This window comes from Lysobacter enzymogenes (assembly GCF_017355525.1).
Taxonomy (GTDB): domain Bacteria; phylum Pseudomonadota; class Gammaproteobacteria; order Xanthomonadales; family Xanthomonadaceae; genus Lysobacter; species Lysobacter enzymogenes_C.
On record NZ_CP067395.1, the window covers coordinates 4,245,428 to 4,259,256 of the forward strand.

Genomic DNA, 13,829 nt, shown 5'->3' on the forward strand with positions numbered 1-13,829 from the left:
GTGCTTTCGTTTGGCGGCGGCGTGCGCGTGCTTGCTTTCGGACTGCGCGTGCGGTCGCGCGAACGGCAAAAAATCCAAACAAATCCAAATTGCGGCAATCGCGCCGCAACATGGCGAGGCGCGCTTGCGCCACTAGACTGCGGACATCGCCGTCGCTGTGGTACCGATCATGGACCGTCGTCGTTTCCTGCTGGCAAGTTCCACGTCCGCGCTCGCCGCGTCCGCACTTCCGGCAGCGGCGCTGGCCGCCGCGCCCGCGCCCGTTGCCGCCGCACGCCCGCGACCGACGCCGCAGCAACTCGCGTGGCAGCGCGAAGAACTCGCGCTGTTCGTCCACTACACGGTCAACACCTACACCGATCGCGAATGGGGCGAAGGCGACGAAAGCCCGCGCGCGTTCGCGCCGACCGACCTGGACGCGCGGCAATGGGCGCGCGCGGCCATGGCCGGCGGTTTCCGCAGCCTGATCCTCACCGCCAAGCACCACGACGGCTTCTGCCTGTGGCCGACCGCGACCACCGCGCACAGCGTACGCAGCAGTCCGTGGCGCGACGGCCGCGGCGACGTGGTGCGCGAGTTCGTCGACGCCTGCTGCGCCGAGAATCTCGGCGTGGGCTTCTACCTGTCGCCGTGGGACCGGCACGAGCCGCGCTACGGCAGCGGCCAGGCCTACGACGATTTCTACCTCGCGCAATTGACCGAGTTGCTGACGAACTACGGCCCGGTGGTCGAGGTGTGGTTCGACGGCGCCAACGGCGAAGGGCCGAACGGACGGCGTCAGGCGTACGACTGGCCGCGCATCCATCGCACCGTGCGCGCCTTGCAGCCCGATGCGGTGATCTTTTCCGACGCCGGCCCCGACGTGCGCTGGATCGGCAACGAGCGCGGCGTCGCCGGCAGCACCTGCTGGGCGACGGTGGATCCGGCGCGGGTGCCGCACCCGGGTTTCGACCGGCCCTGGGTCGGCGAAGCGTTGCAACAAGGCGACCCGCACGGCAGCGCGTGGCGGCCCGGCGAGACCGACGTGTCGATCCGGCCCGGCTGGTTCTGGCACGCGGCCGAGGACGCCAAGGTGCGCAGCGCCGACAATCTGATCGATCTGTACTGCAGCTCGGTCGGGCGCAACAGCAAGCTGCTGCTGAACGTGCCGCCGACCCGCGCCGGCCGCTTCCACGACACCGATGTCGCGCGCCTCGCCGAGTTCGGACGCAAGCGCGAGGCCTTGTTCGCCGGCGGCAACCGCCTCGCCGGCGCGCGCGTGCGCTCCAGCGACGGCGACGCGCCGCAGCGTGCGCTCGACGGCGATCCGGAGTCGTTCTGGCGCGCCGACGCGGTCGAGGCGTGGCTGGAGTTCGAACTGGACGAAGCGATCGAGTTCGATCTGTTGTGTTTGCAGGAGGCGATCGCCCACGGCCAGCACGTGGCCAACCACCGTTTCGAGATCTGGCGCGACGGCCAGTGGCGCACGGTGGCCTGGGGCACGACCATCGGGCACAAGCGCGTGGAGCGGTTCGAGCCGGTGCGGGCGCGGCGGTTGCGGCTGGTGGTCGAGCATGGCTACGAACCGGCGCGAATCGCGACGGTGGCGGTGTATCGCGGCGGCTGAACGCGGGACGGCGATCGTCCTGTAGGAGCGGCGCGAGCCGCGACCGCGGGGTGGCCGGTCGCGTCGCAAGCGCGGTGTCGCGGTCGCGGCTCGCGCCGCTCCTACAGGGGGGCGCCCGGACTGTGCCGCCGACCCTGAACGGCAGTTCAGCGGCAACCGTGCTATCGTTGCCCGCAGAAGGGGAGTAGCTCCCGCTGTCGACATCGTCACTACGGGCTCACCGCCCCGGTGCGACAGGTGTCCGGACCACCGAACGGTCGGCCGGATGCGAGCAAGACCTTCGCCGCAGCGGCGAAGGCATGTCTCCCGAATTCCCTCCGGACGACGCTTCGCGGCCTGCGGCCTCGAAACCGGCGCGCTTGCGCCTCCAAATCGTCTTGCGGGAGAGTCAAATGGAAACCATCGGCAGTCCGATGCTGTGGGGCGCGTTCGCCGCCTTCGTCGTCGTCGCGCTGCTCGTCGATCTGGTGCTGATGCGCCACGGCGGGCCGCACAAAGTCACGTTCAAGGAAGCGGCGTGGTGGAGCGTGGGCTGGATCGCCCTGGCGTTCGTGTTCAATGCGGCGCTGTGGTGGTACGTGAGCCGCGAGTCCGGCGCTGAAGTAGGCAACCGGGTCGGGCTCGAGTTCCTGACCGGCTACTTGGTCGAGAAGTCGCTCGCGGTCGACAACATCTTCGTGTTCCTGATGCTGTTCTCGTACTTCGCGGTGCCGGAGGAGCAGCGCCAGCGCGTGCTGGTCATCGGCATCCTCGGCGCGATCGTGCTGCGCTCGATCCTGATCTTCGCCGGCGCGCTGCTGCTGGCCAAGTTCCATTGGGTGCTGTACGTGTTCGGCGCGTTCCTGGTGTTCACCGGCATCAAGATGCTGATGGCCGCGGGCAAGAGCCCGGACCTGGAGCAGAACCCGGTGCTCAAGTGGATGCGCGGCCACCTGCGCCTGACCGACGAGTACCACGACAGCAAGCTGTCGATCATGCGCGACGGCAAGCGCTGGTTCACCCCGCTGTTCGCGGTGATCGCGCTGATCGGCGTGACCGACGTGATCTTCGCGGTCGATTCGATTCCGGCGATCTTCGCCATCACCGCCGATCCGTTCATCGTGCTGACCTCGAACGTGTTCGCGGTGCTGGGCCTGCGCGCGATGTTCTTCCTGCTGCAGGGTATGGCCGACCGCTTCCACCTGCTGCCGTACGGCCTGGCCACCGTGCTGGTGTTCATCGGCGCGAAGATGCTGCTGATCGATCTCTACAAGATCCCGATCCTGGTGTCGCTGCTGGGCGTAGCGGTCATCATCGGCACCTCGGTGGTCGCCAGCCTGATGCTGCCGCCGAAGCCGGAGGCGGGCGCCAAGGGCTGATCCGCCCGAACGCGTTACCGAAGCGATAGCGGGCCGCGGCGCCGATGGGTACATTGGCGCCGCGGCCTTTTTGTTGGCGGCCGCGAACCCACCGGAGGCCGTCGTGGCCAGAACCGCCGTCACCGATGCGATCGCGCGCAAGGCCGCTGCGGGCAAGCAGGCCGCGGTTGCGAAAACCGCGCGCAAGGCCGCGGCCAAGAAAGCCGTGAGCGAGAAAAGCGCGACGAAGAAAACCGCGGTGAAGAAAGCGGCAGCGAAGCCGGCGACTGCGAAGAAAGCCGCAGCGAGGCGGCCGGCCGCGAAGAACGCCGCGCCGACTCTGGCCAGCGAACGCAAAGCCGCCCAGGCCGCGTTCGCCGCGCTGCCGTTGCCGCAACGCCTGAGCCAGGCCCTGGACGGGCTGCGCGCCGCGGCCAGCGCCGGGCATCGCGCCGGCATGCTGCGTTTCGCGATTCCGAACGAGCGCGCCTTCGGCGTGCCGATGGCCGCGATCCAGGCCCTGGCCAAGCGCGTGGGCCGCGACCGCGCGCTCGCCGCGGCGCTGTGGGACAGCGGCTGGTACGAAGCGCGCCTGCTCGCGGCCTATCTCGACGATCCGGCTGCGGTGACCGCCGCGCAGATGGACCGCTGGGCGCGCGAGTTCGACAACTGGGCGGTGTGCGACACGGTCTGCTTCGCCCTGTTCGACCGCAGCGCGCACGCCTGGGCCAAGATCGAGCAATGGGCGCGGCGCGAGGACGAGTTCGTGCGCCGCGCTGCGTTCGCGCTGCTGGCGAGCAAGAGCGTGCACGACAAGGCGGCCGAAGACGCGCAGTTCCTGCGCGGTCTGGCGTTGATCGAGGCGCACGCCGGCGACGCGCGCAACTTCGTCAAGAAAGCGGTGAACTGGGCCTTGCGCTCGGTCGGCAAGCGCAACGCCGCGCTGCATGCGGCGGCGCTGAAGACCGCGGCGCGCCTGGCCGCGTCGGCCGATGCGGCGCCGCGCTGGAACGGCAAGGACGCGCTGCGCGAGCTCAACGGCGCGTCGGTGTCGGCGCGTCTGGCGAAGCGCAAATAGGGCCGCAGGCACGAACGCGACGGCGCGGCCGCGCGCCGCGTCGCCGACGACTCCGGGCGATTATCCTTGGCGGCCCAATCCCGCATCGCGGCCGGCGCGCAGCGCGTGGCCGCATTCCTCAAACCTCGGTGCCGCGCATGTTCGCCTTGTCGATTCTCGCCAACCCCAGCCCCGCCAGTTTCAGCCACGCGATGGCCGACGCCGCCCATCGCGTGTTGAGCGATCGCGGTTACCGCATCGCGTTCCACGACCTGTACGCGGAGGGCTTCGACCCGGTGCAGCGCACCGGCGAGAGCGGCAACAACCGTTCCGACGATGCGCTGATCGAACGGCATTGCGCCGAACTGGCCAGCGCCGACCTGATCCTGATCTTCCATCCGAACTGGTGGGGGCAGCCGCCGGCGATCATGAAAGGCTGGATCGATCGCGTGTTCCGCCTGGATACCGCCTACGGCTATCCGCCCGGCGTGTCTTACCAGGGCGTGCCGGTCGGGTTGCTCAAGGCGCGGCACGCGCTGGTGTTCAATACCTCCAACACGCCGGCGCAGCGCGAGGCCGAGGCGTTCGGCGATCCGTTGGAGGCGATCTGGAAGCGCTGCGTGTTCGGCCTGTGCGGGGTGGACTCGGTGATCCGGCGAATGGTCGGGCCGGTGTCGGGCAGCGAGGAGCGGCAACGCGCGCAATGGTTGGCGCAGGTCGCCGAGGATGTGGCTGCCGTCGCCTGAGCGTCGCCGGGTTCGCGCTTCGGGCCGCAGCCGTTGTAGGAGCGGCGCGAGCCGCGACCGCGGCAACGCAACTGCTGCGCTGCTTTCGTCGTGAGCGAAATGCCGCGGTCGCGGCTCGCGCCGCTCCTACAGCGGCGTTTCGCGGCTGCGTTCGCAGTAGGTCTTCAACCCGGCCAGACGCCGCCGCACCACCGCATCGAAGTAACGCGCCGCCAGCGGCTCGATCGCCCAGCGCAGCCAGCGCGGCCGCGCGCGCAGGCTGTAGCGGAAGCGCGCCTGCGTACGCTGCGGGTCCAGCGCCTGGAAGATCCAGGTGCCGGCGAATTTTTCCAGGAACCACGGCCCGCGCACCATCGCGATGGCGGCGAGGCCGGGCGGCTTGAGCTGGACGAAGCGGACCTGCATGCGCAGGCCGAACTTGTTGCGCACCCGGACTTCGCTGCCGAGCGGGGCGGCCGCGTCGCCGACCATCTCGATGCGCTCGGGAAACGGGTCCCAGTCGTAGCGCACCGCATAGTCCTGCGAGACCGCATAGACATAGTCCGCGGGCGCGGCGATTTCGGTGCGTCGTTCGATCAGGGCCATGCGCGGCGCCGCGGAGGGACAGGCGGAGTATGGCGGACGCAGCGGCCGCACCGCTGCGCCGCGATGCCGCACCCCGGATTCAGCGCGCCGCCGGCTCCGCCAGCTTCTCGTCCTTGAACAGCGCCACGTGCGGCACGCCGTCCGCGCCGATCCAGCCGCGGTACATGCCTTCGGTGTTGAACGGCAGCGCGAACTCGCCGTTCGCGCCGAGCACGATCGCGCCGCCGTCGCCGCCGGCGGCGGGGATGTCGCGGTCGATCACGCCCTCGGCGGCTTCGCGCACGCTCTGGCCGGCGTAGCGCATGCGCGCGCAGATCTCGTGCGCGGCCACGGCGCGGATGTAGTACTCGCCCCAGCCGGTGCCCGACACCGCGCAGCGCGCGTCGGCATAGGTGCCGGCGCCGATGATCGGCGAATCGCCGACCCGGCCGTAACGTTTGTTGGTCATGCCGCCGGTGGAGGTGCCCGCGGCGAGGCGGCCCTGGGCGTCGAGCGCGACCGCGCCGACGGTGCCGAAGTGCTTCGCGGTTTCGATATCGGCGTGGGCCTGCCCCGAGGCTTCTTCCTTGAGCGCCTTCTGCAACTGCTGCCAGCGCTTTTCGGTGCGGAAGTACGACGGATCGACCAGGGTCACGCCGGCTTCCTTGGCGAAGACTTCCGCGCCGTCGCCGACCAGCATCACGTGCTTGGACTTCTCCATCACCGCGCGCGCCAAGGCGATCGGATTCTTGACCCGGTGCACGCCGGCGACCGCGCCGGCGCGGCCGCTGGCGCCGTCCATCAGCGCCGAATCGAGTTCGTTCCTGCCGTCGTGGGTGAACACCGCGCCGCGACCGGCGTTGAACATCGGCGCGTCTTCCAGCACCACGATCGCGGCGCCGACCGCATCCAGCGCCGGCTTGCCCGCGGCCAGCGCGGCGTGGCCGGCGCGCAGCGCGCTTTCCAGCGCCGCGCGCGCGTCCTTCTGGTCTTTTTCGGTCAGGCCGGCGCGCTCGACGCCGGCGCCGCCGTGGATCACCAGCACGGGTTTGGGCGCGGCGGGCTTGGCCGCGTCGGCGGCCCATGCGGCAGGCGCGAGCGCCATCGATCCGAGCAAAGCGGCGCAGCAGGCGCCATGCAGTTCCAGGTGCAGCTTACGGCGCAACGAGTTGCTCATCATCGGCTCCATAGGACAAGTTCGGCAGCCGCAGGGCGTCGCGCGCGGCGTCGCCGTCGGCGGGACCCTCGCGCAGGATCAGCTGCCCGGACTCGACATCATAAAGCTCGACGAACGCCGGCCGCTCGACTTTGAAGTCGCGCATGCGCAGCGCGCTGCCCTCGCCGATGCCGATCACCGGCACCGCGCGCTGGCTCAGCGGCTCGCCTTCGGCGAAGGTCGCCGGCTGGCGCGGCTTGACCAGCCAGACCTTGCCGCCGTTGCCGCTGAACACGCTGCCTTCGCCGTGCGCGTCGATGCACAGCGCGGTGTATTCGTCGACGCCGAGGCCGACCAGGTCGCGGCGGCCGTGTTCGTTGGACAGCCGCGCCAGGAACGCGATCAGCCGCCCCAGGCGCTGGCGCTTGCCGAAGTGGCTGTCGGTGATGACGTTGTGCAGATACGGCAGGTGCAGGAAATCGTCGACCATGGTCAGCTTGGGCCCGGCCGGATCCTCGAGCGCGGTTTGCGAGACCACGCTGCCGCCGTCCATGGCGCCGTACGCGTACGCGCCGAGGATCGCCAGACCCGCGCTGGTGCCGCCGATCGGCTTGCCCGCGCGCACGTGCGCGTCGAGCGCGCGCGCCAGCGGCGTGTCCTTCCAGTAGCGCACGTAGCGCGACTGGTCGCCGCCGGCGATGAAGATGCCGTCGGCGCGGCGGACGATGTCGAGCACCTGCGGGTCGCTGGCGGCGCGGCGGTCCTGGAACACCAGGGTCTGCGCGCCGGTGATGCCGCCGATGTCGTCGAAGAATTCGTTCTGCGCATCGACCGTGCCGGATGCGCGCAGGATCACGATGCGGCCGTGGCCGGCGCGTTCGACCATCCAGGCGAACGCCTCGCGCGGCCACTCGCCGCCGCCGACCAGCATCAGGCCGGCGCGGGTCGGCTGCGGGCGCGGCGCGTCGATGCGGCCGATCTCGTAGTAGCGATAGCCGTCGCGCTGGGCCGGATCGGCGCCGTCGGCGGGCGCTTGCGCGTGCGCGTTCAGGCCCGCGCTGGCGAGGCCCGCGGCCAGCCACAGCCCCGCCAGGGTTTTGCGCCGCAACGCGGACCAGGACCACATCGACGAACGCTGCATCGCACGGCCTCCGAACTGGGATCTTTACATCACGACGAAGCAGGGCGGCGCGATCCCCCATCGCCGCAGAACGCGTCCGCGCCGGATGCGCGGCGCGCGGGGCTGGGCTAATGTCCGCGCATGGACAACGATCTGGACGCGTGGTTCGCCGCCGACATCCTCTGCCACGAGGCGGCGCTGGTGCAGTATCTGCGCCGGGCCTGGCCGCATCCGGACGAAGTCCACGACCTGCGCCAGGAAGTCTATGTGCGCGTCTACGAAGCGGCCGGCAAGGCCCGCCCGCACCAGCCCAAATCGTTCCTGTTCGCGACCGCCCGCCACCTGATGACCGACCGCCTGCGCCGCGGACGGGTGGTTTCGATCGAGCCGGTGGGTGATTTCGAGTCCTTGAACGTCTTGATAGACGAGTGCTCGCCCGAGCGCCGGCTCGGCGCGCGCCAGAATCTGCGCCGCCTGGCCGAGGCCTTCGACCGTCTGCCCGAACGCTGCCGCGAGGCGGTGTGGTTGCGCCGGGTCGAGGAACTGCCGCAGAAGCAGGTGGCGCAGCGCATGGGCATCACCGAGAAGACCGTGGAGAAGCAGATCGCCAAGGGCATGCGCCTGTTGGCCGAGCACTACTTCGGCGGCGAGGCGGGCGGGCAGGACGGAGCCGGAATGGCCGCGCTCGGCCGCTCGCGGCGTTCGGCTACGGACGACGAGGCGCAGGGACATGACGGACATGGCGGCAAGCAGGGAGATTGAAGACACCGCTGCGCAGTGGCTGGCCCGACGCGAAAGCGGCGATTGGCCGGCGGCGGCGCAGGCCGAGCTCGAGGCCTGGCTGGCGCGCGCGACCGCGCACCGGGTCGCGTTCGTGCGCCTGCAGGCGGCGTGGACCCAGGCGGCGCGGTTGCGCGCCCTGGCCGGCGCCGACTCGGGCGTGCCGGAGCGTCTGAGCTGGGACGAGGCCGCGCCCGCGCGCGCCGACGCGCCGGCGGACGCCGCGGCCTCGCCGTTGCGCGCCGATGCGCTGAGCTTCCAGGTGCGGCCCAAGCCGGCGCGCGCCTCGCGCTGGCCGTACGCGGCCGCCGCGGCGGTGGCGACGCTGGCGGTCGGGCTGGGCTGGGGCTGGCTGCACTACGGCGCGGTCGAGCGTTCCAGTTACCGCACCGCGCTCGGCAAGACCGACGAAGTCGCGCTGGCCGACGGCTCGCACGCCACCTTGAGCAGCGACAGCCGCATCGAGGTGGCGCTGTCGGGCGCGCAGCGGCGGGTCGAACTGGCCCAGGGCGAGGCGTTCTTCGCCGTGGCCAAGGATCCGCGCCGGCCGTTCGCGGTCGCGGCCGGCGCGCGCCGGGTGGTGGCGGTCGGCACGCACTTCTCGGTGCGCCGCGACGGCGCCGACGTGCGTGTGGTGGTCACCGAGGGCACGGTGCGGCTGGAGTCCGAACCGGTCGGCGGCCATCCGCAGCCGACCACGCTGCTGCCGGCCGGCAGCATCGCCCTGGCCGGGCCGAACGGGGTGCTGGTGCGCAGCGTGCCGGTCGAGGAGGCCGAGCGCTACGTCGATTGGCGCCACGGGTTCCTGGTGTTCCGCGATACGCCGCTGGCGCAGGCCGCGGCCGAGTTCAACCGCTACAGCGCGCGCAAGCTGGTGATCGCCGATGCGGCGGCCGGCGAGTTGCGCGTGGGCGGCAATTTCCGCTGGTCGAACGCGGAGATGTTCGTGGGGTTGCTGGAGCAAGCGATGCCGGTGAAGGCGGAGCGGTTGCCGGACCGGATCGTGTTGCGCAGTCGCTGAGAGCGGCCCTCATCCGCCCTGCGGGCACCTTCTCCCGCGAGCGGGAGAAGAAAAGCTGGCTTGTGGTGCGTGGAGTTCGCGTCCCGTTCTGGGGAGGTCGGGAGCGCGAGAGCCCTTGCTGTTCCTTCTCCCGCTTGCGGGAGAAGGTGCCCGAAGGGCGGATGAGGGGCCCCGGTCGCTGTTCCACCGCCGCTCGCCTCGGCACACTACGCCGCCCTCGCGGCCGGGCCCGTGCCTGCCGCCGCGTGCGGGATTCGCCGACTTCGTTCGTCTGACATACACAACGGCGCCGTACGAGTGCCGATGGGGAGGGGAAACCGATGCTGCGTGGTTTACGTGTAGTGCTGTTGACGTTGGCCTGTTCCGCCGCCCTGTCCGCGCAGGCGCAGGGGGCGCCGGCGCGGGTCGAGATCCCGGCCGGCGACCTGTCGGCCGCGCTGGATGCGCTGGCGCGCCAGTCCGGCGCCCAGTTCGTCTATTCCGCCGACCAGTTGCGCGGCCTGCGCACCGCCGGCGTCAGCGGCACCATGCCGGCCGGCGACGCGCTCGACCGGCTGTTGCGCGGCAGCGGCTTCGTCGCCCGCCGCGACCCGTCCGGCGGCATGGTCATCGTCAAGGACGTGGCCGCGCCCAAGTCCCGGCCCGCCGCGGCCGCCGCGCCGCGCGCGCAGGCGGCCACCGGCGGCGCCTCGCCGGAGCCGCCGGCGGCGACCGACCTGGAGACCATCCAGGTCACCGGCTCGCGCATTCCGCGCGCGCAGATCGAAGGCCCGGCGCCGGTCACGGTGATGACCGCGCAGGAGATCAAGGCCAACGGCTTCACCAGCGTGCCCGACGTGCTGCGGGCGATGACCCAGAACGGCGGCGAGACCCAGAGCCAGCAATCGGCCAGCGGCGCCGACTTTTCGCCCGGCGCGCAACAGGTCGACCTGCGCGGCCTCGGCCCCAACCACACCCTGGTGCTGGTCAACGGCCGCCGCATCGCCGACTTTCCGATGCCGTTCAAGGGCCGCAGCAACTTCACCGACATTTCCAACATTCCGCTCGGCATGGTCGAGCGGATCGAAATCCTGACCGGCAGCGCCTCGGCGATCTACGGCTCCGACGCGATCTCCGGCGTGGTCAACTTCATCCTCAAGAAGCAGGCCGACGGCACCACCGTCGACGTGCGCATGGGCGACGCCACCCGCGGCGGCGCCGAGTCGTTCGACCTGAGCGTGTCCAGCGGCTACAGCAACGACCGCTTCACCGCGATCTACGGCGCCGAGCTGCTGGTGCAGAACCCGCTGTGGGCCTACGACCGCGCGCGCCAGGATTCGACCCTGGACGGCCCCAGCGCCGGCAGCCGCGCGCCGCGCCGCACGTTTCTGCGCACCAACTGGTACGACGAATACCTCGACCCGGAAGGCGCCTGCGACGGCGTCGCCGCGCTCAACGGCGGCAACACCTATCGCGCCTCGCGCCCGGGCTACGGCGTCGACGGCGAGGACGGCTATTACTGCGGCAGCGACCGTTCGATCGGCTACGGCACCATCCTCAGCAAGCGCCGCGGCCTCAACGCCTACGGTTCGCTGAGCTACCGTTTCGACAACGACACCGAATGGTTCGCCGACCTGCAGTTGGGCTACCACGAGCTGTCGATGTTCCGCGACGTGACCCAGTGGGTCTACCAGCGTCCCGACGGCGACGAGAGCGGCTACTTCTTCAACCGCGCCACCGACCAGCTCGAATACTGGCAGCGCCAGTTCACGCCCGAGGAAATGGGCGGCCTCAACAACGGCGACATCCGCACCCGGCAGAAGACCTTCAGCGTCACCACCGGCTTCAAGGGCCGCTGGGGCGCGAACTGGGATTGGGAAACCGCGCTGAGCCATTCGCAGTACCAGTCCACGATCAGCTGGCCGCAGATCGTCGCGTCCAAGGCCAACGCCTTGTTCCTCGGCCCGCAGCTCGGCACCGACGACGACGGCTATCCGATCTTCGACGCCGACCCCTCGCGCCTGTACCGGCCGCTGACCCGCGCCGAGTACGACTCGATCGCCGCGCGCACCGTCTATCAGCCCAAGTCGCGCACCGACACGCTGTCGCTGACCTTCACCAACACCGAGCTGTTCCAGCTGCCGGCCGGCGCGGTCGGCTTCGCCGGCACCGTGGAAGCCGGCAACCAGAGCTACAACCTGCGCCCGGATCCGCTGGCGACCCAGTACTACTACTACAGCTGGCGCGATTCCGACGGTCACGGCAGCCGCGACCGCTGGGCCGCGGCCGGCGAACTGCGCCTGCCCTTGTTCGAGCGCCTGAACCTCAGCGTCGCCGGCCGCTACGACCAGTACCGCTACAGCGGCAACAGCATCGACAAGTTCACCTACAGCGCCGGCCTGGAATGGCGGCCGCTCGACACGCTGCTGCTGCGCGGCTCCTACGGCACCGCGTTCCGCGCGCCGGACCTGCATTACGTGTTCGCCGGCGAAGGCAACGCCGAATCGGCCGCGATCGACTACTACCGCTGCCGCAGCGAAGAGCCGGGCGTGGATTACGCCGACTGCTCGTACGGGGACGAAAGCCTGATCGTCACCCGCCGCGGCAACCGCAAGCTGGAGCCGGAAACCAGCACCTCGTGGACCGCCGGCGTGGTGTGGTCGCCGCTGGCGAACCTGGATTTCTCGCTGGATTATTACGACATCGACCTGCGCCACCAGGTCCAGGACCTGCGCGCCGACAGCGTGCTGCAGGACGAAGCCGACTGCCGCCTGGGCCAGCGTCCGGACGGCACGCCGGTGAGCGCCGGCTCGCCGACCTGCGCGGACGCGCTGGCGCGGGTGGTGCGCAGCGCCGACGGCCGTTTGTACGGCACCTACGTCAACCCGATCAACATCGCCCGCGAGCGCACCAACGGCGTCGACTTCACCGCGCGCTGGCGCTGGGACACCGCGCTCGGCACGTTCCGCTTCAGCGGCAACTACAGCTGGGTGCGCGAACACGAGAGCCAGCAGTACGCCGGCGACCGGGTCGAGGACCAGTTCGCGATCAACAGCGGTTTCGACATCCCGCGCAGCAAGGCCAGCGCCAGCGTCAGCTGGGAGCGCGACCGCTGGACCGCGACCGTGCACGGCGAACGCCTGGGCAAGCTGCCGAACTACGACTCCTACAACGAGGCTTACGATCCCGCGGACGGCGGCAGCCCGTGGATCGGCGCGACCTACCGCTACAACCTGTCGCTGCAATACCGCTTCACCGACCACAACCAGCTGTCGGTGTCGGTAACCAACCTGTTCGACAAGATGCCGCCGCACGACGCCAGCTACACCGGCTACCCGTATTACGACGTGTCCTGGTTCGATGCGCTGGGCCGGCAGGTGTTCGTGCAGTACACCCACAAGTTCGGCGGCGCGCCGCTGTAAGCGCGCCGGCCGCGGATGCGTCCGCGGCCACGGTTTGGCTTCCTGCCACAAGGATAGTGGCGGGAGGCTTTTTTACCCCGATCGCCTCGCGGCTCCGATGGCCCCCTGTAGGAGCGGCGCAAGCCGCGACCGCGCCAACGCAGCCACGCCGAAACATCCACGTGCCGCGTGCACGACCGATAACGGCAAAGTCCGCGCCAACGCCGACTTACTCAGGCGTCCGCGCCACCACGAAAATCCGCCGGAACTCGAACCACGTCGTCCCGTCGCCGCGCGGCGGATACGCCTCATCCAGCATCGCCGCCAACTCGCTGCGGAAGCGCTGCCAATCCTCCGCATTCAACGCCGCCTTTACCGGCCGCAGCGCCGTCCCGGTGATCCACTCCAGCACCGCATTCTCGCCCTGCAGGCGCTGGGTATACGTCGTTTCCCACGCATCGACCTGACAGCCCAGCCGCGCCAGACGCTCCGCGTACTGGGTCGGTGCATCCACCGCCTCGTCGTCGCGCAGCCCGACCGCCGCGAGCTTGTCGACCCAACCCGGGCTGGCCGCGAGCCTGCGCGTCAGCACGTGCGAAGGCGCGACGAAATTGCCCGGCACCTGGATCGCGATCCACGCGCCCGCCGGCAGCTCGCGCACCCAGCGCTCCAGCAGCTCGCGATGCTCGGGCACCCACTGCAACACCGCGTTGGACACCACCACGTCGGTATCGGGCTTGGGTTTCCACTCGCGCACATCGACCAGTTCCGCATCGATGCCGAGCTTGCGCGCGGCCGCGACCATCTCCGGCGAATTGTCGCTGGCCTCCAGCGCCGCCTGCGGCCAGCGCTGGGCCAGCGCCGCGGTGAGGTTGCCGGGGCCGCAGCCCAGGTCGACGACCCGGCGCGGCGCGGTCGCGCCGATGCGGGCGGTGAGGTCGAAGAACGGCCGGCCGCGCAGGTCGGCGAAGTCGAGGTATTTGGCGGGGTCCCACATGCGAGCGGCTCCGGAGAGGGATGGACCCACTATAGGCGCCCCGGGAGCCCCGGGCTGTGCCCTGC

The 13,829-nt window shown here is 70.5% G+C and carries 11 protein-coding genes; 7 read left to right on the top strand and 4 right to left on the bottom strand.

Features of this window, described 5'->3' with window-relative positions:
* Positions 1–169 precede the first annotated feature (169 nt).
* The 4 genes from JHW38_RS17950 (at position 170) to JHW38_RS17965 (ending at position 4,746) form a co-directional block, all read left to right on the top strand.
* Positions 170–1,606, top strand: coding sequence for an alpha-L-fucosidase (locus tag JHW38_RS17950; RefSeq protein WP_207522682.1), 1,437 nt, complete (start codon positions 170–172; stop codon positions 1,604–1,606).
* A 392-nt stretch (positions 1,607–1,998) separates the two neighbouring features.
* Complete coding sequence (locus JHW38_RS17955) at positions 1,999–2,964, top strand: TerC family protein (protein WP_207522683.1); 966 nt, start codon at positions 1,999–2,001, stop codon at positions 2,962–2,964.
* Between the two features lie 103 nt (positions 2,965–3,067).
* A complete protein-coding gene (locus tag JHW38_RS17960) occupies positions 3,068–4,021 on the top strand; it encodes a DNA alkylation repair protein (RefSeq protein ID WP_207522684.1) in 954 nt (317 codons plus the stop codon).
* 137 nt (positions 4,022–4,158) lie between these two features.
* On the top strand, positions 4,159–4,746 hold the full coding sequence (locus tag JHW38_RS17965) for an NAD(P)H-dependent oxidoreductase (protein WP_207522685.1): 588 nt from the start codon (positions 4,159–4,161) through the stop codon (positions 4,744–4,746).
* A gap of 126 nt (positions 4,747–4,872) precedes the next feature.
* Here JHW38_RS17965 and JHW38_RS17970 read toward each other — a convergent pair whose 3' ends face one another.
* The 3 genes from JHW38_RS17970 to JHW38_RS17980 all read right to left on the bottom strand — a co-directional run bounded on the left by JHW38_RS17970 (position 4,873) and on the right by JHW38_RS17980 (position 7,592).
* Positions 4,873–5,331: an SRPBCC family protein gene (locus tag JHW38_RS17970; RefSeq protein ID WP_207522686.1), complete on the bottom strand. Its 459-nt coding sequence runs from the start codon at positions 5,329–5,331 to the stop codon at positions 4,873–4,875.
* Positions 5,332–5,410: 79 nt separating this feature from the next.
* Positions 5,411–6,415 carry an isoaspartyl peptidase/L-asparaginase family protein gene (locus JHW38_RS17975; protein ID WP_207526418.1) on the bottom strand — a complete coding sequence of 335 codons (1,005 nt, stop codon included), beginning with the start codon at positions 6,413–6,415 and terminating at the stop codon, positions 5,411–5,413.
* 49 nt (positions 6,416–6,464) lie between these two features.
* Positions 6,465–7,592 (bottom strand): cyanophycinase, encoded by a 1,128-nt coding sequence (locus JHW38_RS17980; RefSeq protein ID WP_207522687.1) that lies wholly within the window; start codon positions 7,590–7,592, stop codon positions 6,465–6,467.
* A 135-nt stretch (positions 7,593–7,727) separates the two neighbouring features.
* Here JHW38_RS17980 and JHW38_RS17985 point away from each other — a divergent pair, with 135 nt between their 5' ends.
* The 3 genes from JHW38_RS17985 (at position 7,728) to JHW38_RS17995 (ending at position 12,788) form a co-directional block, all read left to right on the top strand.
* Entirely contained in the window at positions 7,728–8,348 is a 621-nt protein-coding gene (locus JHW38_RS17985) for an RNA polymerase sigma factor (RefSeq protein ID WP_207522688.1), read from the top strand.
* A complete protein-coding gene (locus tag JHW38_RS17990; RefSeq protein WP_207522689.1) occupies positions 8,326–9,387 on the top strand; it encodes a FecR family protein in 1,062 nt (353 codons plus the stop codon). Before JHW38_RS17985 ends, JHW38_RS17990 begins: the two co-directional genes overlap by 23 nt.
* Before the next feature lie 320 nt (positions 9,388–9,707).
* Positions 9,708–12,788: a TonB-dependent receptor gene (locus JHW38_RS17995; protein WP_207522690.1), complete on the top strand. Its 3,081-nt coding sequence runs from the start codon at positions 9,708–9,710 to the stop codon at positions 12,786–12,788.
* A gap of 208 nt (positions 12,789–12,996) precedes the next feature.
* Here the strand turns inward: JHW38_RS17995 and JHW38_RS18000 are convergent, their stop codons facing one another.
* Entirely contained in the window at positions 12,997–13,764 is a 768-nt protein-coding gene (locus JHW38_RS18000) for a trans-aconitate 2-methyltransferase (protein ID WP_207522691.1), read from the bottom strand.
* Between the last annotated feature and the right edge of the window lie 65 nt (positions 13,765–13,829).